20 protein-coding genes are annotated in these 25434 nt (G+C 67.5%); 7 read left to right on the forward strand and 13 right to left on the reverse strand.

Annotated elements, in window-relative coordinates:
- Nucleotides 1-2: 2 nt before the first annotated feature.
- A complete protein-coding gene (uraD, locus tag ACLBX9_RS02535; protein WP_447717779.1) occupies nucleotides 3-512 on the reverse strand; it encodes a 2-oxo-4-hydroxy-4-carboxy-5-ureidoimidazoline decarboxylase in 510 nt (169 codons plus the stop codon).
- Between the two features lie 82 nt (nucleotides 513-594).
- Nucleotides 595-1839, reverse strand: coding sequence for a urate hydroxylase PuuD (locus ACLBX9_RS02540; RefSeq protein ID WP_447717780.1), 1245 nt, complete (start codon nucleotides 1837-1839; stop codon nucleotides 595-597).
- Nucleotides 1840-2116: 277 nt separating this feature from the next.
- Here ACLBX9_RS02540 and uraH point away from each other — a divergent pair, with 277 nt between their 5' ends.
- Complete coding sequence (gene uraH, locus ACLBX9_RS02545; RefSeq protein WP_447717781.1) at nucleotides 2117-2476, forward strand: hydroxyisourate hydrolase; 360 nt, start codon at nucleotides 2117-2119, stop codon at nucleotides 2474-2476.
- 9 nt (nucleotides 2477-2485) lie between these two features.
- On the opposite strand, the gene ACLBX9_RS02550 is transcribed toward uraH, so the two are convergent.
- The 9 genes from ACLBX9_RS02550 to ACLBX9_RS02590 form a co-directional block, all read right to left on the reverse strand.
- On the reverse strand, nucleotides 2486-2836 hold the full coding sequence (locus tag ACLBX9_RS02550) for a response regulator (RefSeq protein WP_447717782.1): 351 nt from the start codon (nucleotides 2834-2836) through the stop codon (nucleotides 2486-2488).
- Nucleotides 2800-3663, reverse strand: a complete 864-nt coding sequence (locus ACLBX9_RS02555) for a GAF domain-containing protein (protein ID WP_447717783.1) — start codon at nucleotides 3661-3663, stop codon at nucleotides 2800-2802. Before ACLBX9_RS02555 ends, ACLBX9_RS02550 begins: the two co-directional genes overlap by 37 nt.
- 36 nt (nucleotides 3664-3699) lie before the next feature.
- A complete protein-coding gene (locus ACLBX9_RS02560) occupies nucleotides 3700-4740 on the reverse strand; it encodes a sensor histidine kinase (protein ID WP_447717784.1) in 1041 nt (346 codons plus the stop codon).
- Nucleotides 4733-6235 carry an ATPase domain-containing protein gene (locus tag ACLBX9_RS02565; protein WP_447717785.1) on the reverse strand — a complete coding sequence of 501 codons (1503 nt, stop codon included), beginning with the start codon at nucleotides 6233-6235 and terminating at the stop codon, nucleotides 4733-4735. The genes ACLBX9_RS02560 and ACLBX9_RS02565 overlap by 8 nt, the downstream gene beginning before the upstream one ends.
- Nucleotides 6236-6595: 360 nt before the next feature.
- On the reverse strand, nucleotides 6596-7564 hold the full coding sequence (locus tag ACLBX9_RS02570; RefSeq protein ID WP_039894560.1) for a zinc-binding dehydrogenase: 969 nt from the start codon (nucleotides 7562-7564) through the stop codon (nucleotides 6596-6598).
- A 506-nt stretch (nucleotides 7565-8070) separates the two neighbouring features.
- A complete protein-coding gene (locus ACLBX9_RS02575; RefSeq protein ID WP_447717786.1) occupies nucleotides 8071-8934 on the reverse strand; it encodes an amidohydrolase family protein in 864 nt (287 codons plus the stop codon).
- Between the two features lie 4 nt (nucleotides 8935-8938).
- Nucleotides 8939-10867 (reverse strand): TRAP transporter large permease, encoded by a 1929-nt coding sequence (locus ACLBX9_RS02580; protein WP_447717787.1) that lies wholly within the window; start codon nucleotides 10865-10867, stop codon nucleotides 8939-8941.
- 4 nt (nucleotides 10868-10871) lie between these two features.
- Entirely contained in the window at nucleotides 10872-11873 is a 1002-nt protein-coding gene (locus tag ACLBX9_RS02585) for a TRAP transporter substrate-binding protein (protein WP_010686672.1), read from the reverse strand.
- A 379-nt stretch (nucleotides 11874-12252) separates the two neighbouring features.
- On the reverse strand, nucleotides 12253-13278 hold the full coding sequence (locus tag ACLBX9_RS02590) for an AraC family transcriptional regulator (protein ID WP_447717788.1): 1026 nt from the start codon (nucleotides 13276-13278) through the stop codon (nucleotides 12253-12255).
- 373 nt (nucleotides 13279-13651) lie between these two features.
- Between ACLBX9_RS02590 and ACLBX9_RS02595 the strand changes: the two genes are divergently transcribed.
- The 5 genes from ACLBX9_RS02595 (at nucleotide 13652) to ACLBX9_RS02615 (ending at nucleotide 18270) form a co-directional block, all read left to right on the forward strand.
- The gene (locus tag ACLBX9_RS02595; RefSeq protein ID WP_447717789.1) at nucleotides 13652-14590 is read left to right on the forward strand and encodes a 3-keto-5-aminohexanoate cleavage protein; all 939 of its coding nucleotides are present in this window, start codon (nucleotides 13652-13654) and stop codon (nucleotides 14588-14590) included.
- Nucleotides 14591-14739: 149 nt separating this feature from the next.
- A complete protein-coding gene (locus ACLBX9_RS02600) occupies nucleotides 14740-16029 on the forward strand; it encodes an MFS transporter (protein WP_447717790.1) in 1290 nt (429 codons plus the stop codon).
- 67 nt (nucleotides 16030-16096) lie between these two features.
- The gene (locus ACLBX9_RS02605) at nucleotides 16097-16885 is read left to right on the forward strand and encodes an SDR family oxidoreductase (protein WP_447717791.1); all 789 of its coding nucleotides are present in this window, start codon (nucleotides 16097-16099) and stop codon (nucleotides 16883-16885) included.
- Between the two features lie 59 nt (nucleotides 16886-16944).
- The gene (locus ACLBX9_RS02610) at nucleotides 16945-17604 is read left to right on the forward strand and encodes a CoA transferase subunit A (RefSeq protein ID WP_447717792.1); all 660 of its coding nucleotides are present in this window, start codon (nucleotides 16945-16947) and stop codon (nucleotides 17602-17604) included.
- 15 nt (nucleotides 17605-17619) lie between these two features.
- The gene (locus ACLBX9_RS02615; protein ID WP_447717793.1) at nucleotides 17620-18270 is read left to right on the forward strand and encodes a 3-oxoacid CoA-transferase subunit B; all 651 of its coding nucleotides are present in this window, start codon (nucleotides 17620-17622) and stop codon (nucleotides 18268-18270) included.
- 63 nt (nucleotides 18271-18333) lie between these two features.
- On the opposite strand, the gene ACLBX9_RS02620 is transcribed toward ACLBX9_RS02615, so the two are convergent.
- Together ACLBX9_RS02620 and ACLBX9_RS02625 are read right to left on the reverse strand one after the other, a co-directional pair.
- Entirely contained in the window at nucleotides 18334-19305 is a 972-nt protein-coding gene (locus tag ACLBX9_RS02620) for a bifunctional helix-turn-helix transcriptional regulator/GNAT family N-acetyltransferase (RefSeq protein WP_447717794.1), read from the reverse strand.
- 500 nt (nucleotides 19306-19805) lie between these two features.
- Nucleotides 19806-20816 (reverse strand): ABC transporter substrate-binding protein, encoded by a 1011-nt coding sequence (locus ACLBX9_RS02625; RefSeq protein ID WP_447717795.1) that lies wholly within the window; start codon nucleotides 20814-20816, stop codon nucleotides 19806-19808.
- Nucleotides 20817-21612: 796 nt separating this feature from the next.
- Between ACLBX9_RS02625 and ACLBX9_RS02630 the strand changes: the two genes are divergently transcribed.
- Nucleotides 21613-25197, forward strand: a complete 3585-nt coding sequence (locus tag ACLBX9_RS02630) for a PAS domain S-box protein (RefSeq protein ID WP_010686681.1) — start codon at nucleotides 21613-21615, stop codon at nucleotides 25195-25197.
- The last annotated feature ends 237 nt before the right edge of the window (nucleotides 25198-25434 follow it).

Here is a 25434-nt window from a genome sequence, read left to right on the forward strand (position 1 = left end):
CATCAGTCCGCGACGAGGGCCTCCAGGCGCAGGCCGGCGATCCGTCCGACCTGCAGCAGGGCCTCGTCCCGTTCGGTCTCCGGCGGGTTGCCGAGCCGCTGCTCCAGGCGGGCGAGAATCGCGTCGCGGTCGAGGCCCCGGACGGCGATGATGAACGGAAAGCCGAACCGCTCGGCATAGGCTCGGTTGAGCGCCTGCAGCCGCGCCACCTCCGGGGATGGGCCGCTCAGCAGGCCGCTTCCGGCCTGCTCGCGGGTCGAGTGCGCGGTGAGTTCGCCCTGCTGGGCGGCCCGCCCGGCCAGTTCGGGATGGGCCCGCAGGAGGGCGAGCTGGCGGGGCCGGTCGGCGCCGGCCACCACCGCCTCCATCGCGGCGTGCAGGTCCGCGCGCGCCGCGAAGTGGCCGCGGTCGAAGGCCGCCTCGGGGACCCAGGGGGAATGCTCGTAGACCTCGGCGAGGAGCGTCACGAAGGCGTCGCGCGAGAGGTCGTTGAGCGTGGGCAGCGGGATCACGGGATCGTCCTTTCCGCGGTCGGGCCCGCTGCCGCGGCGCCGGGGGGAGGGTGGGCCGCCCGGTGCGGGGCGAGGTCGAACATCACCGCGCGGCCAGCCAGCGGGCGAGCGTCTCCCGCTCCTCGGGCTGCATGTCCGTGATGTTGTTCGGCGGCATCGCGTGGGTCAGCACGGCCTGCAGGCGGATGGCCGGCGCGAACCGCGCGACGTGCTCGGGGCTGTCGAGGAGCACGCCCTTGGGCGGGCTGGTGAGGTCCGGCCACAGGGGCTCGGCGGCGTGGCACATGGCGCAACGCGTCCCGACCACGGCCATCACGGCGTCGTCGACGGGCGGGACTTTGGCGGCCGCGAGGCTGATCGCCGGGGCCGGGGCCGGGGCCAGCTCCGCGGCGGCCGACAGGCCGACCCGCTCGCGGACCCCCGGGGAGGAGGCGACGCTGATGGCCATCGCCGCCGCCACGCAGGCCGTGGCCACGCCCCAGGTCCACCAGCGGTCGCCTCCGCCGGCGTTGCGCACGTTGAAATAGTGCCGGACCACGCCGCCCGCGATCACCACCAGGCCGACGATGCTCCAGCTGTAGGGCGAGGACCACGCCATCGGATAGTGGCCCGACAGCATGAAGAACAGCACCGGCAGCGTCAGGTAGTTGTTGTGGGACGACCGGTTCTTCGCCTGCTTGCCCCAGGCGGGGTTCGGGACCCGGCCGGCGACCAACTCGGCGATCGCCTTGTGCTGGTTGGGCATGATGACGAAGAAGACGTTGCCGGTCATCCAGGTGGCGATCACCGCGCCGGTGTGCAGCATCGCGGCCCGGCCGGAGAAGACCTGCTGGAAGCCGTACGCGAAGGCGACCACGGTGAGGAACACGGCGGCCGCGAGCAGCGGCGGGCGGTTGGCCAGGGGCGAGCGGTTGAGCCCGTCGTAGATCAGCCAGCCGAGGGCGAGGGCGCCGAGTCCGATGGCCGCCCCGGTCATCGGCGTGATCACGCGGACCGCCGGATCGATCAGGTAGAGGTCGGCCTGGCCGTAATAGACCCAGCACAGCAGCGAGAAGCCCGACAGCCAGGTCGAGTACGACTGCCATTTGTGCCAGATCAGGTGCTCCGGCATCCGGTCGGGTGCGACGAGATACTTGCGCACCTGGTAGAAGCCGCCGCCGTGCACCTCCCAGGCCTCGCCACCCTTGCCGGTCGGGATTGCCGGAATGGCGCGCAAGCTGGCGTCGAGATGCATGAAGTAGAACGACGCGCCGATCCAGGCGATCGCGGCGACGACGTGGGTCCATCGAATGAGGAACCCGCCCCACTCGTGCAGGATCGGATACATGGGACGGATCCTCCGCGCGCTGTCGCCGGGGCCGGGTTCGGCCTCGCCGTCGGCTCATGGTTCGGTCCGAGCCGCGGAGCCGGGTGTGCCCCGAACCGAGGCCGGCAGCGACCCGCCCCGGCGCCAAGGACCTTCAAAATCATTCGGAAAATGCCGGACGCTTTTCGGGTTGTCCGAGCCCGGCTGTCCATGCTCGTCTCGCCCGTCTCCTTCAGCCCGATCGACCTTCGCCCGCACCGGGCGGCAGGCGCGGGCCTCTCCGTCCGGGAGGACGCCGATGGGCCATCTTTCGACACATGTCCTCGACACCGCCGCGGGCAGGCCGGCGGCCGGGGTTACCGTTGAACTCCGGCGGCTCGCCGGGGACGGCACCGGGGAAACGCTCGCGTCGGCCACGACCAACGCGGACGGGCGAACGGACGCGCCTCTGCTCACGGGCGAGGCGCTGACGCCCGGGACCTACGAACTGGTCTTCGCCGTCGGCGCCTATTTCGCCGGGACGGGCGCGGGCGCGGATGCCGGGCAGCCGTTCCTCGACCGCGTGCCGGTGCGGTTCGGCGTCTCGGACCCGGAAGCCAAGTATCACGTCCCCTTGCTGATCACCCCGTGGAGCTACGCGACCTATCGCGGAAGCTGAGCCGGCCGGTCAGGACGCGGGCGTCTTGGGTGCGACGAGGCGCGTCAGGGCGCGGACCAGCTCGCTCTGCAGGTAGGGCTTCTCCAGCCGCGGCTGGTGGCGGTAGACCGACGCGTCGGTCACGCGCACGTCGCCCGTGGCCAGCAGGTACGGAACTCCCAGCTCGCTCAGCTTGTCGGCGATCGGGTAAGCCGTGCAGCCGTCGCCCAGATTGACGTCGAGCACCGCCGCGTCCGGACGCCGATCCTCGACGAGGTCGAGCGCCTGATCGACGCTCGGCACCGGGCCCAGAACTTCGCATCCCGCCGCCAGGAGCCAGCGCTTCACCTCGACGGCGATGATGTACTCGTCCTCGACCACCAGGATGCGGCGGCCTGCCAGGGGACAAGCCAGGGAACTGGCCAGGGGACTATCTTCGCGAGCCATCCGTCCTCCAGATCCGAAGGGGCCGGGCCATGGTAGCCGCGCCGCGACCGCGCGCGTTGACCTATGTGAGCGGTCAGGAGACCGGCATCGCGATCCGGCAGACCGCAGGCCAGCGATTCGCCCGAGATGACGAAGCCGTCGACCTGCCGCGCGTAATCGTCCGGCATCCCGACCACGTGCCGGAGCGTCCCGCCGCCGGGATTGGCGGCGGTGAAGGCGCAGCGCCGCTCGCTCTCGGCCTGCGTGACTGCGGTGCGGATGAGGATGCCCAGCGAGGCGTCCAGCGGTGCACCGTCCATGGCGGCCTGGAACGCCTCCTGCCCGCCGAGCCAGGCCTCGCTCTCGCGCAGGGCCGTCTTGGCCCGGGCCCGGTCGATCTCGGCCCAGGCCCGTTCCGCGAAGGCCTCGACGGAGGCGACCTCGTCGGGCAGCCAGTGCCGCGGCGCGGCGCCCTGGCCCGTGTTCAGGACGGCGCGCCGCGCGCCGTCGACGAGGACCGGCGCCGCGATGCCGGCCCTGATCCCGCGCTCGGCCATCGCGGCCTTCACCGGGTGCGGAAGGCGCGGGTCGCCGTCGATATCCGCGTCGACGCCGGGACGACCGGCGAGGTGCTCGGCGGTGAACGGCTGCTGGGTGTCCAGCGGCCATCGCGAGGGGTCGGCGAAGGTGCCGTTCGCCAGGAACACGCGCTCGGTGACGTCTTCGTGCTTCGCCCAGTCGATGACGGCCCAGGCGGTGCGATGCGGGTCGGCCCCGAGCAACGACCTGGACCGGTCGCCGATGCGGTGGAGAGCGCTCTAGTAGGCGGGCACGATCCGCTGATCGGGCAGGGGCGCCCGCATCGTGAAGTGCAGTCCTTGGGGCTGGTAGTCGAACGCGATGTCCGCCTCGCATTGGAGCTTCAGGACGCGCTGGAGCAGGGTCGATCCGAAACCTTTCCGGGTCGGCTTCTCCGTCAGCGGACCGCCCCGTTCCGTCCAGTCGAGGCACAGCACCGGGCGGTCGGCCTCCTGCTCGACCCTCCAGCTGATCCGGATGCGCCCTCCGGGCACCGACAGGGCCCCGTGCTTCGCCGCGTTCGTCGTGAGTTCGTGGATCGCCATCCCGGTCGGGACCGCGAGGTCGCCGACGAGGTCGACCCGCGGTCCGTCCAGAACGATGCGGGCCCCCTCGCTGTCGTTGTAGGGCCCGAGTTCGGCCTCCAGCATGTCGCGCAACGGCGCCTGCTGCCAGTAATCCTCGGTGAGCAGGTTGTGCGTCTTCGCGAGCGAGATCACCCGTGCGGAGAACGCGGTGTAGAAGGCGTCGACGGAGGTCGCCGATCGGGCGGAGGCCCCGAGCAGGGCCTGCACGGTCGCGAGCGTGTTCTTCACCCGGTGATGCAGTTCGCGGATCAGGAGCGTCTGGCGCTCGGCCGTGCGCTCGCGCTCTTCGAGGAAGAGCCGCGCCTGATGCTGCCGCCGCATCGCCCGGAGGGCCGACCGCGCCGCGGTGACCAGCGTCGCCGGATGGAACGGCCGCTCCAGCACGCTGACATTGCCCAGCATCCCGGTGACATGGGCGGGCGCCTCCGAACGCCGCTGCGTCAGCAGGATGAACGGGAAATCGGACCAGGGCGGCTGATCGGCGATCCAGTCCGCGAGGCCCTGACGGTTCGAGGCCAGCAGCGCCTCCTCGGTCAGGATCGCGCAGCCCGCCGTGTCGAGCCGGGACACCAGTTCCCGAAGGGACGCGCAGGTCTGCGCCTCGATCCCCTCCTCGGCCAGGATGGTCGTGGCGATCGCGGCGTCGCGGCCGAGGGGGGCGAAGACCAGCGTCGGCCGTGCAGCCTCAGGCATCGGGCTTGCTGGCAGGCAGCAGCGACGAGGGCTGCCCTTCGAAGGTCGGGACGCCGGTCATGACCCCTCGGAACTCGCGAAGCGGCTCGCCAACGTGGATCCCGGAGGATTCGATCCGCAATTCCCGGATCGTGTCCTCATGGCCGCCGGTCCGCTTCTTCACCACCGAGATGGCCCGACGCAAACGGCCATTCGCCTCGAAGGCGCGGAACAGGAGGACGGTGTCGCTGAGATAGGTCAGATCGACGGTCGAGCCCATCGGCCCGATCACGCCGTGCTGGGCCAGGATCAGGAGGCTGATGACGCCCTGCTGGTTCAAGTAGGTCAGAAGCTCGTGCATCTGCAGGAGCAGGTAATTCTCCTCCGGCATGGCGTTGTGATAGCCGGTCAGGCTGTCGATCACGACGGTCTTCACGCCCGCGTGCTCGACGGCGTTCTGCACGATGTCGGCGAGTTCGCCGGGCGAGACCTCCGCCGGGTCGATCTGCTCGACCCGAAGATGACCGGACGCGATCGCATCGTCCAACGGCATGCCGAGGCCGCGGGCCCGGCGGAGCAGGACGTTCGCGGTCTCGTCGAAGCTCAGGATGAGCACCCGCTCGCCCCGCGCCACCGAGGCGGTCACGCCCGTCAACGCGACCGTGGACTTGCCGACCCCGGACGGCCCGATGAGCATCGTGCTGGTCCCCCGGTCGAAACCGCCCCCGAGCAGGCGATCGAGTCCGGCATTCCCGGTCCCGCATTGCGCGTCGTCCGACGTGCCGCCGTGATCCGCCGCGACCAGCCGGGGGAACACCGTCAGGCCGCCGCGCCGGATGACGTAGTCGTGGAAGCCGCCCCGGAACGCCGTGCCGCGCATCTTGATGACGCGCAGCCGCCGCCGCTCGCCCCCGTAGAGCGGCGCGAGCTGCTCGAGCCGGACCACGGCATGACTGAGGCTGTGCAGGTTGAGGTCGTCCGCCTCGGCGGTCAGGTCGTCGAGGAACAGCGCGGTCGTGTTCTGGATCAGGAGGAAGCTGCGGAGCGCGTGCACCTGCCGCCGGTAGCGCAGCGACCCCTCCGACAGGAGCCGGATCTCGGACAGGCTGTCGAACACGACCCGCTGGGGCTTGGTCCGTTCGATCTCGGCGATCGCCAGGCGGACGGTCTCGCCGAGTTCGAGGTCGGAGGCGTGGACGAGGCTCTGCTGCTGCTTCGGGTCGAGGCTTAGTTCGGGCGGGACGAGTTCGAAGATCTCGATGCCGTCGAGCACCCAGCCGTGGCGCTCCGCGACGTTGAGGAGTTCGCGCTTGCTCTCGGACAGCGTGATGTAGAGGCAGCGCTCGCCGCGCTTCACGCCGTCGAGCAGGAACTGCATCGCCAGCGTCGTCTTTCCGGAGCCGGGCCGGCCCTCGATGAGGTGCGAGCGCTGCGAGGCGTAACCCCCGTCGAGGATGTGGTCGAGCCCTGTGACGCCGGTCGAGACCGGGGCGGCGTCCTGATCGATCGAGGCCATCAGGCACTCCTTGCCACCGTCGGCGCGAAATCGCTCTCCTGGATTGCCTTAGCGCAGCGGTGTCGCCGCGTACACGACATGCCGGCGCGACGAGTACGGTGCCCGCGCGGTCGCCGCGCACCGGAGCGCGTGCCGCCGCGATCGTCGATGGCGGGTAATCGGGACCGTTTCGAGCCTGGGTTAGTCCTCGAAGCCGACAGCGTGACCGATTGCGCGTCAGCCTTCCAGGACGACCGGATGGTCGAGCGCCCGCGGGCCCCGGCCTCGCCCGCTCTCAGAGAGGCAAGGCGACGCTCGTGCCGCGGACCGCCCATGCCCCGCAGGATCGACCTGTGCAGCGTCGCCACTGCGAGTGGGGCGTCAGACGCTCAGGACGATCTTCCCGAAATGCTCATTCGACTTCATGCGGGCGAGCGCGGCGGGCGCCTCGGCCAGCGTATAGCGGCTGTCGATCGGCAGGCTGAAGCCCCCGGCCGCGATAGCCGGCCACAAGTCGGCCCGGACGCGCGCGGTGATCGCCCGCTGCTCCTCGATCGACCGGGTCCGATTGGTCACGCCGATATAGCTGATCCGCTTCGTGGCGTGCAGGTCGAAGTCGAACTCGCCGCGGCTTCCCCCGAGCCGGCCGACGTTGACGATGCGTCCCAGGACCGCCGCGGCCTGCAGGTTACCGTTGGCCACCGGCCCGGAGACCTGGTCGATGATCACGTCGACGCCCCGGCCGCCGGTCGCCGCCCGAACCTGCTCGGGCCAAGTCGGATCTCTGGTGTCGATCGCCAGGGTTGCGCCGAACTCGGGCAGGCGCGCGCGGTGCTCGGGGCTTCGCGACGTGCCGATCACCACCGAGGCCTTGCGCCACCGGGCGATCTGAAGTCCCATCAGCCCGACGCCGGAACTCGCCCCCTGGATCAGCACGGTCTCGCCCGGCTTCAGGTGCGCCTGCGTGATCAGGGCGTCGTGCATCGTCTGCAGGGCGACTGGTAGCGTCGCGGCAACCTCGAACGGCAGGTCCGCGGGGAGCGGGACGGTGCGCCCATAATCCGCGACGGCATACGCGGCGTAGCCACCGGCGCCGGAGCACATGACGCGGTCTCCGGGATGAAGGTCTGTCACGCCCGAGCCGACCGCCACGACCTCCCCGGCCCATTCCAGGCCGGGGATCGCGCCGGGCCCGCCGGTCGGGCCGTGCGGCTGCCCCGCGGCGACGGCGAGATCAGCGCGATTGAGGGCGGCGGCCCGGACCCTGACGAGCACCTCCATGGACTTCGGCGTTGGAGTGTCGACCTCGGCGAGGCTCGCCCCGTCCGGTCCGACCACGATGGCCCTCATCCGCGTTTCGGCCGGTGCAATAGGGCGATCCTCGGCCCTGGCGGCGCGGGCAGGCAGGAATTGCGCGGCCGCGCCGGCCAAGAGGACGCGTCGATCGATATCCATGGCTCTCTCCTGACCGCCGCCTCGGATCGCTGTCGCGACCTCCGGCGGTGACGATCCGCGCGCGTGGGATCCGGTTTGGGCGCGTCGGGAGCCGGGCGGCGCTCGCCGCACGCGGGTCGCGACCGGCGAGTATATAGGCGCCAGCGGTCACAGACCCATCGCGCCCACTCGCCCGATCGAAGCGAGCGCGCGCGCCTCGTCCGCTGGCGATCAATCGATCGTGGGGCCGTCCTGGGCACGCCCCGCGGCACCCGCCGCCGCCTCCGGCCGTTCGTGGCAGCGGGCAAGTCGGCCGTCGTGCTCAACTGCGGCGCGCACCCCGACCAGGTGATCGGTCCCCGTCTTCGCAGCCCATTCAGCGCCAGCACAGAACCTCTCGATCGATGCCCTCGTCTGCATGCTCAAAAGCCGAAAAGAGCATCCGGATTCTCGACGAGAATGCGCCGACGGTCCGCGTCGTCGGGAACCCAGGCGCCGAACAGCTCCAAGAGATCGCCCGTGTTGGGCATCCCGCTTCTCAGCCCGACATGCGGCCAGTCGCTCCCCCACAGGATACGATCGGGTCGCAGCGCGAGGAGAGCCTCCGCGAACGGGCGAAGCTCCGGATAGTGCGGGGCGCCCCGGGACAGGCGATAGGCGCCCGACAGCTTCACCCACCCCGTCCCGGCTTCGACGAGGCGACGCAGGGCCTGAAACCCCGGCTGCTCGAGCCCCTGCTCGGGCGCGAGGAACCCCATGTGGTCGATGACCACCGGGCAGGGAAGCCGCCGCAGGCGCGGCTCCAGCTCCACGAGGTGCGCGGGCTTCAAGAGGAACTGGAGGTGCCAGCCCATCTCGGAGGCCCGGGCCGCGGCCCGCTCGATCCCGGACGGATCGAGGCCGCCCGGATGGGCCATGATGAAGCGGATGCCGCGCGCGCCTTGGTCGTGCAGGGTGCGCATCTCCGGCTCGGTGGCGTCCGGACCGACCACCACGATCGCGCGCATCGGTAGCCCGATTGCGGCGCCTTCCTCGAGCTGATCACGGTTGTCGAAGCCGAAGATGCTCGCCTGGATGACGACGATCCGCTCGATGCCGAGTGCGTCGAACAGCCGGCGCGCGCTCGCGGCGGCGGCCTCCGGCGGCGTGTAGTCGCGCTGCGGCACGAGCCGCTCGAGGCGGCTCGTGCCGAAGACGTGGAAATGCGTGTCGGTCGCGCCGGCCGGCATCCGGAAGGTCGGGGGGCGCACGTCCGGATCGGGTGCGAGGCAGGTATCGTCCGTCATGGGGCTAGCGCGATCCGACGAGATTGGGCAGGGCGTGCGTGAACCAGGGTATGAACGCCACGGCGAGGACGCCGAGGACGAGCACGATGAGGTAGGGGATCATCGCCCGGCTGGCCGCCTCGATGCGGCTCTCGGCGACGGCGCACGCGATGTAGAAGCCGATGCCGATCGGGGGGATGAAGATGCCGATCCCCATCGCGAGGATGATGACCATCGCGTAGTGGATGCTGTCGATCCCGTACTGGCCCGCGATGGGGATCAGCAGCGGCCCGAGGATGATCAGCGCCGGCAGCCCTTCGAGCAGCGATCCGACCACGACGAGCAGCGCGAGCGAGCCGATCAGGAACGCCGCCCGGCTGTCGCCCAGCGCGTGCAGGAGCGCGATCAGGGCGACCGGCAGGTTCGCCGCGGTCAGCGTCCAGGCGAACGAGCCGGCCGCGGCGATGATGAACAGCACCATCCCGGACAGCACCCCGCAATCGACCACGATCCGGACGAGATCGCGCAGCCCGAAGGCGCGGTACACGCCGCAGGCCAGGATGAGGCCGTAGAGCACGGCGACGGCCGAAACTTCCGTCGGGGTGGCGAAACCGAAGCGGATGCCGACGACCATGAGGACCGGCATGACGAGCGGCAGCGTGGCCGCCCCGGCCGCCAGGGCAAGTTCGGGTCCGGTCGCGCGCGGCATGCGCGGTGCTCCCTCGCGCACGGCCAGGACCCAGTTCAGGAACATCAGGAGGACGGCGATCACGGCCGCCGGCAGGAGGCCGGCGATGAACAGCGTCCCGATGGAGATCGGCGCGACGGAGCCGAGCACCAGCATCGCCAGACTCGGCGGGATCGTCTCCGACATCGCCGCAGAGGCCGCCAGGACAGCCGCGCTCCGCTCGGGTCCGTAGCCCTGCTTCTTCAGCTCGCCCCGCAGCACCGACCCGACCGCGACGACGTCGGCGACCTTCGATCCGGAGATGCCGGACACGAGGTAGATCGTCAGCACGACGACTTGGAGCAGGCCGCCGCGCAGATGGCCGACGAGCGCCATCGCGAAGCGGACCAGCCGGAGGCTGATGCCGCCGCGCTCCATGATGAGGCCCGTCCAGATGAAGAACGGCAGGGTCAACAGGATGAAGTTGCCCGTCCCGTCGACGGTGTTCTGCGCTGCCGCGATCAGCGGCGCCGTGCCGGTCAGCAGCAGGTAGAACAGCGATCCGAGCAGCATCGCGAAGCTGACCGGCAGACCGAGCAGCACGGCCGCGAAGAACAGGACCAGCATCAGGCTGAGCGCGGCCTGTGGGCCGGGGCGCGGGATGGCCGGCAGCGCGGTGACGGCGAGCACGACCGAAACTGTGACGGCGAGGCCGGCCAGCGTGCGCCAGGCGAGGGCAGGGCGGTAATCGGTCGCGAACCGCTCGATCGCGAACAGGACGACGAGTCCCATCCCGACGCTGAGCGGGACGACGAACCAAGCGGCGCTGATCTGCAGGATCGGCGTCGTGGACAGCCCGGCGATCGCCAGGAGGTCGAGGGAGACGTAGCCGACCGTGGCCGCGGTCACGAGGACGAGACCGTCGATCGCGATCGCGACGGGTTCCCGCCAGCCGACCGGCAGCAGCTGGCGCACGAATTCGACGGTGGTGTGATGCTTGGCGCGGTAGGCGAGGGCGCCCCCGATGAAGGCGAGCGTCGTGAGGCAGAGCTTGGCGGCCTCGTCCGCCCACAACAGCGACAGATCGACCGTCGAGCGGGCGGTGATGTCCCAGAGGATGATGCCGAGTTCGCCGACGAGCGCCGCGACGAGGAGGGCGCGGCAGAGCCATTCGACGAGATCGAGCCCTCGGCCGTACAGGCGGAGCGCGGCGTAGGGTGACAGGGCGAGCGTTGTCGATGTCCGCTCGATCGCACCGTGCGCGAGCGTGGGCTCTCCGGCGGACACGGGGCTAACCCTTCCCGACCTCCTTCATCACGGCATCGACCAGATCCGGCCCGATGATGTCGCGGAACTGCTTGTACACGGGCTCGACCTGCCTGCGGTACGCGTCCTGGTCCACCGGCAGGATCGCCAGGCCCTTCGCCTTGAAGCGCGCGGCGGTCTCGTCGGTTGCGGCCGCGATCGTGGTGCGCCAGTCGCCCGTCATATCCTGCGCCGCCGCTCTGATCGCGCTCCGCGCCTGCTCGGGCAGGGCGTCGAACTTGGCTTTGCTCGCCATGAGGACGCCGACGTTGTAGACGTGATTGGTCGTATTGATCGTTCGCACGACCTCGTCGTGCTTGCCGGCCGCGACCGAGATCATCGGCGTCTCGATGGCTTCGATCGTGCGCTGGGACAGCGCGAGATAGACTTCGGTCAGGTCGATCGCGATCGGGTTCGCGCTGAGCGTGCGGAACATCGCCGCGAAGATCGCACCGGGCTGGACGCGGATCTTGAGCCCCTTGATGTCGGCCGGCTCCGGCACCTTTCGCTCGACGGTCGATACGACGCGCCAACCCCAGTGACCGTACGAAAGGCCGTAGATGCCCTTGGCGGGCATGAGGTCGAGGAGTTGACCGCCGACCGGCCCGTCCAAAACCCGTTCGGCGGTCTTGGCATCGGGGAAGAGGAAGGGCAGATCCACCACTTGAAACCGCGGGAAGAGCGGGCCGATGAAGCCGGAGGTGTGCGCGCACAGATCGATGATGCCGGTCTGCATGCCGGTGATGATGTTGGTGCCGCTGCCGAGCTGGCCGATGCTGAACACCTGGATGTCAACGGCGCCGTCGGTCCGCTTGTTCACGTTCTCTGCGAAACGCTTCAGCACGGCGTAGAGCGGATGCGCCTGCGTATCGGCGAAGGTGAGCTTCAGCGTGTGCGTCGGTGTGGCGGCGAAGCCCGATCGCGCGAGGAACGGCAGGGCGACCGGCGCGCCGAGGACGGCACCGGCGAACGTGCGGCGACTGATCAAAGGCGTTTCCTCGTTCCCCCGGCAGCCTATTGGCTGGCCAAACACTTATTCGGCGGTCTGTTTGTTCTAGGCCGCGGATTGATCCCGAGGATGTCCCCGGCGACGGCGCCCGTCAATGCTGCGTCAGGCGGCAGTGCGTGCGCGCCGTGGAACGGGCACGCTGCGGCCGTCTGCTCAAGACCGGGTTGGCGATGAAGGCGGTGGGCACGTGGACGCCTCTGATGCGATGTCCGGCAGACCGTCTGCCGTAGCGGCCCTCATCGCGAGTTCGAATTTGCCGTCGAGAAGCCACCGGTCGGTGTGGCGGCGAAGCCGCGACGGGCCGCTAGTTTGACTGTCCGCGAGCAACGACGAGCAGATTTCGCGCCATCGTAAAAAGTTACGCGCGGAGTTCGCCAGGGTTCTTGCCGGTCCATCTCTTGAAGGCTCTTCTGAAGTTGGCGACATCTGAAAAGCCGACGAGCACGGCAATATCGTCGTAGCTCAGCTTTGTCTTGGCAACGTACTCCATGGCGACTGCGCGATGGAAATCATCGACGATCGCCGTGAAGGAGACGGCTTCATCGTTCAGACGACGCCGAAGCGTCCGGGACGTCATATGCATCGCACGCGCCACGTCTTCCATATCTGGGAAGACACCCGGAGACCGCATCAGGATCTGGTAGACTTCACCGGCCACACCTGCCGAGGCCTTCGCTTTTCCGATGAGATTGTCGCACGCGTCCTGGAACATGAATGAAGTCAGCCGGTGCGCGAGTTGAGGCTTCTGATCGAGAATGTCGCTGTCGTAGCGCAATTCGCAGTTTTCCTGGTCGAACAGGCAAGGACAGTGAAGGTACTCCTCGTAGATCGAGGCATGATCGGGTTTCGGATAGGAGAACCGCGCCAGCGTCGGCGGACAGGGCCGCCCGGCGACGTCTTGGAGGTGGGTGACCTGCTGGGTGAATTGCTGCTCGATCAGGAACTGGCGCACGTCTCCCGATGGCGCGAACACGAACTCGTCCGGAAAGGTCCACACGGCGGCATCCGGAGATTCCTGCCACGCGATCGTCAGGGTCGGGGTCGCCAGGAGATGGTATTTGACGCCGAGGTTGAAATAGTCTCTCAGCGACAGGCACGACATCAGGGCGTAGCCGTACATTCCGTAGGCCGACAGGTGAAGCCGCGCGCCGACCTGGAACGGCGTGCTCGGATCCTGCGTGAGGCGGAGCGCATTCCGGCAGACGGCCACGTATTGCCGGACGGAGGTGAGGGCCGAGGCGTCGTGGATCTTGTCGGCGTCGACGCCGGTGTCGCGAAGGCAGGCTTCGGGCAGAATGCCCTGCTCGCCCAGCACTTCGACGAGGGCGGCGATCTTGTAGGGAGCGTAGATCCGCTCGCTCGGCAGCGGGACTTTCTTCAACACGGGCGCCTCCCGCGTGTCCTCTAAAGACCTTACTATGTCCGATAAGGACCTTGGCGGCTACCCGGCTCGCATTTAGCCTCCCTGAAAACTGAGGGAGGACAGACCCATGCTCGCCGCCATCGCTCCGTGGCCGGGCGTACGGACGAGCGAGGCGAGAACGTCTCGTGCTCGCCGGACACGCGCGGAGCGCCCTGTCGCGCCGCTGCATCAGACCGGGGGGCACTGAGCCTCCTCCACCTGAACAGAAGAATGTCCGTTCCGGGACGGAAGCCGGAGCCTGCGGGAGCGGGCTCCGTGGGGCGAACCTGTGCGCGCGGCCCGGCCCGGCGGAGCCACATCGCGCAAAACAACACGAAGCACGGAGGAAGCAACGATGAAGCAATCGAGCCGCAAAGTCATCATCTCCTGCGCGATCACCGGATCGACCCATACGCCGTCGATGTCGGAATATCTGCCGCTGACGCCCGAGCAGATCGCTCGCCACTCGATCGAGGCTGCGGAGGCCGGGGCTGCGATCATCCACCTGCACGCCAGGAACCCGGAGGATGGCCGGCCGACACCCGATCCGGCGGTCTACCGGCAGTTCGTCCCCGTCATCGCCGCCGCCACCGACGCCGTCGTCAACATCACGACGGGCGGCAGCACTCGGATGACCCTGGCCGAGCGCCTCGCCTACCCGCTCCAGGCAGGGCCGGAAATGTGCTCGCTGAACATGGGCTCCATGAACTTCTCGATCCATGGCGTCGCCAGCAAGATCACGGACTGGCGCTACGATTGGGAGAAGCCCTACCTTGAAGGCATGGAGGATCAGGTCTTCCGCAACACCTTCAAGGATATCCGTCACATCCTGGAAGAGCTCGGCGCCAAGGGCACCCGGTTCGAGTTCGAGTGCTACGACGTCGGCCACCTCTACAACCTTGCCTACTTCGCCGAGCAGGGCTTGGTGAAGGCGCCCTTCTTCATCCAGTCGATCTTCGGCGTCCTGGGCGGTCTCGGACCGGACCCGGAGAACCTCATGCTCATGCGCATGACGGCGGACCGGCTCTTCGGCCGCGAGAACTATCAGTTCTCCGTCCTCGGCGCCGGGCGCCACCAGATGCCCTTCGTGACCCTCGGCGCGCTCATGGGCGGGAACGTCCGCGTCGGGCTCGAGGACAGCATCTACATCGCCAAAGGCGTCCCGGCGACGTCGAGCGCCGAGCAGGTGAGGAAGATCCGCCGCATCCTCGAGGAACTGTCGCTCGAGGTGGCGACCCCGGCGGAAGCCCGCGCGCTGCTTAAGCTGAAGGGTCCGCAGACCGTCGAATTCTGACGTTTCCCGCACGACACGACGAAGCCGGACCGGCCCGATCGATGAGGCGGGGAGCCACGGCGCGACAAGATCAGGGAGGAAGACAGACCATGAGCCAAGTCCAGACACCCGCAGCCAGGGATGCGACGCTCGTTACCGCGACGTGGAAAGTGAAACGACACCTTCTGCCGATGATGGTGTTCATCTACTTCCTGTCGTTCATCGACCGCACGAACGTCGCCCTCGCGAAGGGGGCGTTCCAGGCCGATCTCGGCATCACCGCCGCGATGTACGGGTTCGGCGCCGGGATCTTCTTCTGGGGCTACGCGCTCCTCGAAGTGCCGAGCAATCTCCTGGCCCATCGCATCGGGCCGCGCCGCTGGATCGCGCGGATCGCCGTGACCTGGGGTGCGATCTCCGCGCTGATGATGTTCGTGCGGGGCGAGTGGTCGTTTTACGGCTTCCGCCTGCTCCTCGGGATCGCCGAGGCGGGCCTGTTCCCGGCGCTGATGTACGTCACCACCCTGTGGTTCGCGCAGCGCGACCGGGCCGTCGCGGTCGGCTGGATCTACACCGCTCCGGCGCTGGGTCTGACCATCGGCAATCCGCTCGGCGGCGCGTTGATGCAGCTCGACGGCCTCGGCGGCCTGCATGGATGGCAGTGGATGTTCCTGCTGGAGGGCGTGCCGACCGTCCTCTTCGGCATCGTCCTGTGGTTCGTCTTCCCCGACCGCCCGCAGGACGCCAAGTGGCTCACGGCCGCCGAGGCCGATGCCATCGCGGCCAATGCGGCCGGACAGGGCGGGTCTCATGCCTCAGCCCACGCGCCGTCGAAGGAATGGATCTCCGTGCTCAAGCGCCCGAGCACGATCCTGATCGCGCTGATCTACTTCTTCAACCAGATCGGCTTCGTCGGGCTGTACTTCTTCATCCCCTCGATGGTGCAGCAGATGCAGGCGAGCTCGCCGTTCATGGTGGGTCTGCTGTCCAGCTCGGTCGGTATCGGGTTCCTGCTCGGCGTCCTGATCCTGCCGCGCATCAAGCGGTTCTTCGAGAGCGACATGGTATTCCTGGGCGTCGTCACGGCCGGGCTATTGGCCAGCGCGACCGTGTTCCTGGCGACCTCGCTGCCGGTGATCCAGCTCGTGATCTTCACGACTACGGCCTTCTTCGCGGGCGGCATCCTGCCGATCTTCTGGTCGGTGGCGATGAAGCGTCTGCAGGGGATCCAGGCTGCCGCGGGCCTCGCCTTCATCAACACCATCGGCCTGATCGGCGGATTCGTCGGCCCCTCCGTCTTCGGTCTCGTCGAGCGGGAGACGGGCCGCAGCGCCTCGGGCTTCATCGTCATCGCCGTCACGGCTCTGCTCGGCCTCATCCTGATCCCGATCCTGGCCCGGGCGCTCCGCAGCGAAGCGGGCATCCACGACACCGGGCTCCTCCGCGCGAGCCACCCGTAGGCGGACTGCGCTCCGAACCCACGCGTTCGGAGCGCCGCCGACACACCGTCATCTGAGAGGGGACATCATGGCCATTTTCGATCTGTTGAAGCCCGTGCCCGGCCTGCGGGTGATGGTGACGGGCGGGGCGGCCGGGATCGGCCTGGGCATCGCCAAGGCGTTCGATGAGGTCGGAGCGCGCGTCTACGTCTGCGACGTCGATCCCGCCGCGGTGGCGGCCGTGAAGTCGGCCCACCCGTCGATCGGCACAGGCGTCGCCAACGTGGCCGAGCGGACGAGCGTCGACCGGTTCGTCGACGATGCCGCGGCGGCGCTGGGTGGCCTGGACGTCCTCGTCAACAACGCCGGCATCGCGGGCCCTACCGGGCCGATCGAGGATCTCGAGCCCGACGAATGGGACCGGACGATCTCGACGAATCTCAACAGCCAGTTCTACGTGCTGCGGCGCGCGGTCCCGCTGCTGAAGGCCTCCCCGGCGGCCAGCATCGTCGCGATGTCCTCCGTGGCAGGACGGCTCGGCTATCCGTTCCGGACACCCTATGCCTCGACGAAGTGGGCGATCGCGGGCCTCGTGAAATCCCTGGCGATCGAGCTCGGAAAGGATGGAGTGCGTGTCAACGCGGTCCTTCCGGGCCTTGTCGCCGGGCCGCGGATCGACCGTGTCATCGCGGCCCGGGCTCAAACCCTCGGGCTCGGCTTCGATGAGATGAAGGCCGAGTACCTCTCGAAGATCTCCCTCGGCCGGATGGTCACCGAGAGCGACATCGCGGCGATGGCCCTGTTCCTGTGCTCCCCGGCCGCGAGCAACATCACCGGCCAGTCCATCAGTGTCGATGGAAACGTCGAGCACCTGTAGCCCGCCGCGCCCTTTCGAACCGGTCCCCCTCCTTCGCCCATGCCAGCCGATGGGTCCCTATGAGAACCAGCCTGACACCACACGCGGCCGCTGCGCTCGTCCCCGACGGTGCCACGATCATGATCGGCGGCTTCATGGGCGTGGGAACGCCGAACCGCGTGATCGACGCCCTCGTGGCGCGCGGGGCTCGCAACCTCACGGTCATCGCGAACGACACCGCGCGGCCGGGCGTCGGCATCGGCAAGTTGATCGGCGCCGGCGCCGTGTCACGGGCGATCGTCTCGCATATCGGCACTAACCCGGAGACGCAGCGCGCCATGCTGGCGGGCGAGATCGCCGTCGACCTCGTACCCCAGGGAACATTGGCGGAGCGCGTCCGCGCCGGTGGCTCCGGGTTGGGCGGCGTGCTGACCACAACTGGCCTGGGCACCGTGGTCGCCGAGGGCAAGATTGTCGTGCGGGTTGGCGGTCGTGAGTTTCTGGTCGAGGAGGCGTTGAGAGCGGCCGTCGCCCTGGTGGCGGCCCGAAGCGCCGATTACGCGGGCAACCTCGTCTACTCGCTGACGGCCCGAAACTTCAATCCGCTGATGGCCATGGCCGCCGAGACCGTCATCGCCGAGCCGAACGAGATCGTTCCGGTCGGCGTCCTGGCACCGGACGTCATTCATACACCCGGCGTGCTGGTCGATCACTTGGTCGAACGACCGTTGCCGCTGTGAGGATCGGGGGACATCATGGATTTCCGTGAACTGATCGCACGTCGCGTCGCCCGAGAGTTGCACGACAACACCCTGGTCAACCTCGGCATCGGCCTTCCGACCCTCGTCGCGCGCTTCGTGCCCGCGGGCCTGCGCGTCTACTTCCAGTCTGAGAACGGCATCATCGGCTTCGGCGCCCGGCCGCCCGAGGGAATGGAGGACGTCCATCTCACCGATGCGGGCGGCGCCTTCGTGTCGGCGCTGCCGGGGGCGGTGGCGTTTGACTCGGCGATGTCCTTCGCGCTCATCCGCGGCGGTCATCTCGATACCACCGTCCTGGGCGGATTGCAGGTCGACCAGTCCGGCCGTCTCGCGAATTGGATGATCCCGGGCCAGCTCGTTCCCGGGATGGGCGGTGCGATGGACCTCGTCGGTGGAGCCCGCCGCGTCATCGTGGCCATGAGCCATACCCAGAAGACGGTGCCGAAGATCGTTTCGGAGCTGACGCTTCCCGCCACGTCGCTCCGACCCGCGAACCTGATCGTGACAGAGATGGCGGTGATCGCGCCCAGTCCGGAGGGATTGGTTCTCCGGGAACGGGCGCCCGGTATCTCCATCGACGCCATTCTTCGAGCGACCGCTGCGGAATTGCGAATTACCGGAGACGTTCCTGAGATGGAGATATGACCCGGTCCACGACCTCAGTGAGGTTCGCAAAAGCAGATATGCCGCTCTCGGCCAGCAGATGCCTCAAAGCGGATAGCGCATGGCCACGTTACAGCGGGCGTAGCGACGGCCGAACCGCTCCATGATCTCGCCGTCGTGCTCGAAGCCAGCCTTCTCGTACAAGTGCACGGCGGCTGCGCATTGGGTGTTGGTCAATAGGTAGAGGGTCTCGATCCCCATCGTGGCGGCACGGTCCAGCACCGCCCGCAGGAGGTGCTCGCCGGCCTTCCGCCCCCGTGCCCGCTCGGACACCGCCATCTTCGTCAGTTCGAAGCAGCCGTCGTCCATCTTCATCAGCGCGCAGGTGCCGACCGTCCCGAGCCCTTCCACTTCCACGAAGAGGATGAGGCCGCCACGTTCCAGGATCTGTCCACGCGGGTCCGAGAGGATCCGGCGGTCGTTCTCCTCCAGCGAGAACATCGCCTCGATCCACTCGGCGTTGATGTCGTGGAAGCGACCCGCCAACTCGTCCGTGTACTCGCGGATCATGAGGCCTGCCTTCGCATCGTCGGTCTCGCCGCCATGCCGGATGCGCGCGGTGAGCGGCGCGTCATCAAGCCTGCGCTCCAGTGCCGCGACTTGGTCGAGCAGCGATCCCGACAGATCCGCGCACAAGCTCGATACGGCCTTATTCACCCGAGGCCAGAGCTCCGTCTTGGCACGTGTCATCAGAGCCTTGCCCGCGGTGCTGAGCGACAGCGCCTTCTGGCGCAAGTCGGCATCCGACCGGGCTTCATCGAGAAGGCCGAGCCCAACGAGGCCGGCCGCCGTCCGCGTAACCGCCGGCTGGCTAACGCCGAGAGCGGCGGCGGCATCGTTGATGGACAATGGCCCATAGCGGTCGATGGCGGCGAGAAGCGGGAACTGCGCCGGCTGGATGCCGAGTCCCTCATCGCGCAGGATCTTGGCGGCGTCCGCCTGGAAGCGATCTGCGAGGCGCTTGAGGCGGCTGCCGAGGAACAGCGGTCCCAGGTCTTGAAGGATGTCCGCAGCCATGTCGGTTCTCACGAAGGCGTTTACATAACACGTTATGTTTTAGCGTAAGGTTGCGCGGGTGCAAGTGCTCGGGTCTGCTCCCTTCCCGCGACCCGCGCTTCGCTGAGGCTTTGCTGAGCTCCACCGGAAGCGGAAGTGAGGACCTTCGCCGCCTCTGGTCGCCTGTTCTGGCGCGCCGTGGAGTTCGGTTCCAATGATCGTCAATGGTCGCCCGCACGACTGCGTTGAGGCGTAAGGAGACGGTCCCGTATTCCGGCCGGCCTTCTCGGAAGCGATGATGCTGCCTACGACCAACTTCTGCCGAACCCCGGAGGTCCGGTTTTTGATTTCTGCATCCGAAAGCGGCCTGGCAGTTTTCCACCCCAAGCTGTCATTCGGCTTCCGACCCAACGCAGTCGCCAGAAGCGCTGTCGGCGCTCCTTCGAAGCGGCCGTTCGTCAGCCATCCAGCAATTTTGCCTCAGGAAAGGAAGGAAGTTCTGCGAACCGCGAAGCGCCCACCTAATCAATGATCTCGTCGGCACGGGCAAAAAGTGTCGCGGGCGGGGTGATGCCGATGGCCAGTGCAGCCTTCGTATTTATCACAAGTTCAAATTTGCTCGGCTGATCTACAGGCAGATCAGCAGGCTTGTCACCCTTCAAGATCTTATCGACATAGCGGGCAGCACGCCGGTACAGGACCGAAAGGCTCGGTCCGTAAGAGATCAGACCGGCAACCTCAATGTACTCGCGAGTAGGATACACTGCGGCAATTCGTCGATCTGCAGCAAAAGCAGCAATTGCGTGACGATTGGAATAGTTCCATGGATTGCGCCCCACAAACAAGCCTTGCACCTTCTCCTTTAAAATGAAATCGAATGCTCTACTGTAGTCCAAAGACGCATGCTCAGCATGTATAACCATTGCATCGAACCGCTCCGCAGCGCTCCGGACAGCAATTCCAGCTGGACTTTCCCAGTCAATTTTCAATCCTAAGTAGGCAATTTTGCTCACATACGGCGCAATTTCCCTCAATAATTCAAGCCTTTTTACTTCAAAATCTGGTCCGGTATTCCCCGAAAATCCAGTAATATTGCCACCTGGGCGTGCCAAACTCAACACGAGACCTTGCATTACAGGGTCGGAACTATTGGCCATAACAATCGGAACTGTCCGCGTCAGTCGTTTAAAAGCATGAGCAACCTCATTGGCGCCCCCTCCACCCGCCACAACCACGTCCGGCGGATCTTCAAGAATGCGAGCGGCTATTTCATCAACTTGACTAGGCTTTCCCTCCGCGGAGTAAAATTCGAATTTCATTGTAGTGCCATCTATGTATCCGAAATCTCGAAGTCCCTGTAAAAAGGCCGTGACAAGGCCATTCCAGCTATCACCGTCGGTGGCGCCGCCAGACCGACCAATTGGTGTGACGAACACGATCCGGGGCAACTTGCCAGCCGACATTGCTCGATGTGACCGCAGCGTGCAGAGGGCCTCGATGATTATCAAACAGGTGAGGTCACGCCGTCGCATGTCAAGCATTCCTTGCTCACAGATTGACAATCCATTCTGTTTTCGCCGGTCAGACCGAATGAACGTGATCGGCGATCATGGTTTCCCAACGGCGGATTAAAGCACGAAGTGACAAGATCGCATAATTCGTGACACGAAAGATGATCCATAAGTGCTACGGGAGCGCGATGTCTGCATTGAGATGCGCATACGGTGGAGAAGCGAAGCAGCTTGATTAATGATCGCTTTCGCGCCGTCATTTCACTGCAGTCGAGCAAGGCTCATTTGAGTTGAACGAGAGCGGTTGCGACGTCTGCTTTTTCGCTTCACCATCCCAGAAGCGGACCGACCGCAAACCACTCACCTGAGACGTCCACTCAGCTTCTTCGCAGCGACTGATGGGGGCCGGAAGCGGTCAATCTACTTCGGCCCTCAATCTGCAGAGAGCGGCCGTTCCCTACGGATGAAGCAGGTCCCCGAAAACATCGTCTGGGCCTTTTGTACCGTAGCCTTGAGCGTTTGCTCAGGACCGAACTGTACACCTTCAGCAACCTCGTCTTCCCGACTGTGACGACGCAGGCCTTGCCGTGAACCCAACGATCATTATCAATGAGAATCGCCCAGCTGCTCTGCGCGGTGCCGGTGGATCGCCTTTCCGAGTTCCAGTCCATCGCATAGCGGCACGATGCGCTGTCACCGCGGCCCTGGAAGTGCGCGAACGTGAGTGCGCACGGGCGGAACCGGCCGACCCCCGGTGGCTTGCCCCCGGGATAGACGAGGTCGAGGCGAGTCCTCGTTCAAGCGAGAGAAGTGGGTTTTGGTCGAGTTCGACGTCAAGGCGTTGTCGCGGGAGGAACTTGAGGCGGAAGTCTTACGCCTGCGATCGCGGCTACCGGAGGCGGAAGGCGAGGCGTTCGGCCGAAAGGCGCGCTCGACGCCCACGGGTTGGGACGGGCTGTTCGCCGCGGTCGAGAAGACCCGCCTGCCGATGATCCTGACCGACCCGAACCTGTCTGACGACCCCATCGTCTTCGCCAACCGGGCCTTTCAGGAATTGTCGGGCTACGGCGCTGACCAACTTGTCGGCCGCAATTGCCGCTTCCTGCAGGGACCGGACACCGACCCGGCCTCCGTCCAGGCCATCCGCGACGCCATTGCGGCCAAGCGCGACATCGCCGTCGACATCCTGAACTACAGGCGGGACGGCACGCCCTTCCTCAACGAGCTGTTCATCAGCCCGATCATGGACCGGGACGGGCGGGTCCTCTTCCATTTCGGCAGCCAAGTCGACGTCACCGGATACCGGGACGCCCGTCGGCGGCTCGCCGCGAACGAACGGCGCCAGCGGGCCGTCTTCGACAGCGCCGTGGACTTCGCCATCGTCGTCACCGATTGCGACGGCCTGGTCACCGACTGGAACTCCGGCGCCGAGCGGATCTTCGGCTGGACGGCAGAGGAGATGCGCGGGCAACCCGCCGACCGGCTCTTTACGCCGGAAGACCGCGCGAAAGGACGGCCGCAGGCCGAGATGCGGCTCGCACGGGACGCGGAGGGCGCCTCGGACGAGCGCTGGCACGTCCGCAAGGACGGCGACCGGTTCTGGGCTTCGGGCAAGCTGATGCCGCTGTTCGACGAGGTCGGGGAGCACTTCGGGTTCACCAGGATCGTCCGCGACCGCACGGCCGAGCACGAGGCCGGAAGAGCGCTGAGGGAGAACGAGGCGCAGCTCCGCGAGAGCGAGGACCATCTCCGGCATACGGTCGAACTCAACCCCCAGGTGCCGTGGACCTGCGACCCGGCCGGCAACATCACCTCGTATTCCAACCGCTGGCTGGAACTGACGGGCCAAGCACCGGGCGAACCCGATGGCGCGGGTTGGATGAAGGCGCTGCATCCGGACGACGTCCCGCACACAGTCGCGCTATTCTCCCGGTGCCTGGCCTCGGGCGATCCCGTGGACGTGGACTACCGCATCAACATCGCTGCGACCGGCGCGTACCGCTGGATGCGGGCCAGGGCGCGTCCCCGCCGCGACGCGGATGGCGGCATCGTCGCCTGGTATGGGGTCGTCGAGGACATCCACGACCGCCGGCTGGTTGAGGAAGCGCTGCAGGAGAGCGAGACCCGCTACCGGACGCTGTTCGAGACCGTCGAGGTCGGGTTCTGCATCATCAGGATGCGGTTCGACGCGGACGGGCGGGCCGTCGACTACCTGATCGAGGAGGCCAATCCGGCCTTCGCCAAGCAGACCGGCGCCGATGTCGCCGGCCGGTGGGTCAGCACGTTCGCGCCCGACCTCGAACGACACTGGTTCGACAGCTACGGCCACGTCGCCCTGACGGGGGAACCCGCCCACTTCGAGAACTACGCCGCCGTGTTCGCGCGCTGGTTCGACGTGCGTGCGCACCGGGTCGGGGACCCGCGCGACCACCGCGTCGCGGTCTTCTTCAGCGACATCACCGCACGCAGGAACGCCGAGTTGCTGGCGGAGGCCAACGCGCGCGAGCTCCGGCTCATCACCGACGCGCTGCCGGTGCTGATCGCGTTCATCGACGCCGGCCACGTCTACCGCTTCGCCAACGATGCCTACCGGGACTGGTTCTCCGCCCCACCCGACGAGGTCGTCGGACGCGATGTCCGCGAGCTCCTGGGTCCGGCCGCCTATGCCGTGCGGCGGCCCTTCATCGACCGGGCGCTCGGAGGCGAGCCCGTCACCTTCGAGACGGACTGGCCGCACCGCGACGGGCGCCACCGCGTCGCCGAGATCCGCTACCTGCCCCGCTGGGACGACGGCGGCGCGGTCGACGGCTTCCACGTCTTCGTGCAGGACGTGACCGTCCGGGTGCAGACGGAGGCCGACCTCGCCCGCCAAGTCGCCGCCCGCACCGCCGAGCGCGACCAGATCTGGCAGGCCTCGTCCGACCTGCTCTGCGTGGCCAACCTCGACGGCTACTTCGTCGGTCTTAACCCGGCCTGGTCGCAAACCCTCGGGTGGACCGACGCCGAGATGAAGGCGCGGCCGTTCCTCGATTTCGTCCACCCCGACGACGTCACGTCGACCATGGCGGCGGCGGGTGGGCTGTCGCGCGGGGAGGCCCAGCTCACGTTTGAGAACCGCTACCGCCGCAAGGACGGCAGCTACGTCTGGCTGTCCTGGAACGCCGTGCCGCGCGACGGGCTGATCTACTCGTCCGTGCGCGACGTGACCGAGACGAAGCAGCAGGCCGAGGCCCTCGCGAAGACCGAGGAGGCCCTGCGGCAGTCGCAGAAGATGGAGGCGGTGGGGCAACTCACCGGCGGCCTCGCGCATGATTTCAACAACCTGCTCGCTGGCATCTCGGGCTCGCTGGAGCTGATGCAGACCCGGATGAGCCAAGGGCGGATGGGCGACCTCGACCGCTACATGACGGTCGCTCAGGGCGCGGCCAAGCGTGCCGCCGCACTGACCCACCGCCTGCTCGCCTTCTCCCGCCGCCAGACCCTCGACCCCAAGCCCACCAACGTGAACAGGCTCGTGCACGACATGGAGGAGTTGGTCCGGCGCACCGTCGGTCCCGCCGTCCAGCTGGAGGTCGTCGGCCTCGCGGGCCTGTGGCCGGCGCTGATCGACCCGGGACAGCTTGAGAACGCGCTGCTCAACCTGTGCATCAACGCCCGCGACGCAATGCCGGACGGCGGCCGCATCACCATCGAGACCGCCAACAGGTGGATCGATGAGGCCGGCGCCCGCCGGCATGATCTCGCCCCCGGCCAGTACCTCAGCGTCTGCGTGTCCGACACCGGCACCGGCATGGCCCCGGACCTGATCGAGAAGGTGTTCGAGCCCTTCTTCACGACGAAGCCGACCGGAGAGGGCACCGGCCTCGGGCTGTCCATGGTCTACGGCTTCGCCAGGCAATCCGGCGGTCAGGTGCGGATCTATTCCGAGGTCGGCGAGGGCACGATGGTCTGCCTCTACCTGCCGCGCCACTACGGCGACGCCGACGAGGACGAAGTCGCGCGAAAGCTCGCCGAGGTCGAGCAGGCGGGCCAGGGCGAGACGGTCCTGATCGTCGACGACGAGCCCTCGGTGCGGATGCTGGTCACCGAGGTGCTGGAAGACCTCGGCTACACGGCCATCGAGGCCGCCGACAGCGTCGCCGGCCTGAAAGTGCTGCAGTCGGACGTGCGCATCGACCTGCTGGTCACCGACGTCGGCCTGCCGGGGGGCATGAACGGGCGCCAGATGGCCGATGCCGGCCGCGAGCGGCGCCCCGACCTCAAGGTATTGTTCATCACCGGCTATGCCGAGAACGCGGTGCTCGGGAACGGCTATCTGCGCCCCGGCATGCAGGTCCTGACGAAACCGTTCGTGCTGGAGACGCTGGCCACGCGCATCAAGGACCTCATCGCCGAGGCTTGAACTCCGCCGCCGGTAGGCTGCGCACCCTTGGACGCGACCGGTCGGCGAGCGGCCATGGGCGGTGCCGTCACGGTCGAGGATCCCCCGTCAAGCACGCTGCCTCGACCTCTCGGCGCGTCCGGGCCAGGGCCAAGTCAGGGAAGCCGAGCTTGTTCGCGGCGGGGTCAGAGCGTGGCTGTCCGGGGGTGAACGGGCGGGATCGGGCTCCGGTCATACCTGCACCCCGTCCACACCGCG

Source organism: Methylobacterium sp. A49B (assembly GCF_053346215.1).

Coding starts and splice junctions, on each gene's coding strand:
- ACLBX9_RS02625 (WP_447717795.1), bottom strand. CDS start 20,816: ATGCGACGGCGTGACCTCACCTGTTTGATAATCATCGAGGCCCTCTGC.
- ACLBX9_RS02615 (WP_447717793.1), top strand. CDS start 17,620: ATGGATTTCCGTGAACTGATCGCACGTCGCGTCGCCCGAGAGTTGCAC.
- ACLBX9_RS02540 (WP_447717780.1), bottom strand. CDS start 1,839: ATGTATCCGATCCTGCACGAGTGGGGCGGGTTCCTCATTCGATGGACC.
- ACLBX9_RS02565 (WP_447717785.1), bottom strand. CDS start 6,235: ATGGCCTCGATCGATCAGGACGCCGCCCCGGTCTCGACCGGCGTCACA.
- ACLBX9_RS02595 (WP_447717789.1), top strand. CDS start 13,652: ATGAAGCAATCGAGCCGCAAAGTCATCATCTCCTGCGCGATCACCGGA.
- ACLBX9_RS02560 (WP_447717784.1), bottom strand. CDS start 4,740: ATGCCTGAGGCTGCACGGCCGACGCTGGTCTTCGCCCCCCTCGGCCGC.
- ACLBX9_RS02575 (WP_447717786.1), bottom strand. CDS start 8,934: ATGACGGACGATACCTGCCTCGCACCCGATCCGGACGTGCGCCCCCCG.
- ACLBX9_RS02605 (WP_447717791.1), top strand. CDS start 16,097: ATGGCCATTTTCGATCTGTTGAAGCCCGTGCCCGGCCTGCGGGTGATG.
- uraH (WP_447717781.1), top strand. CDS start 2,117: ATGGGCCATCTTTCGACACATGTCCTCGACACCGCCGCGGGCAGGCCG.
- ACLBX9_RS02610 (WP_447717792.1), top strand. CDS start 16,945: ATGAGAACCAGCCTGACACCACACGCGGCCGCTGCGCTCGTCCCCGAC.
- ACLBX9_RS02620 (WP_447717794.1), bottom strand. CDS start 19,305: ATGGCTGCGGACATCCTTCAAGACCTGGGACCGCTGTTCCTCGGCAGC.
- ACLBX9_RS02570 (WP_039894560.1), bottom strand. CDS start 7,564: ATGAGGGCCATCGTGGTCGGACCGGACGGGGCGAGCCTCGCCGAGGTC.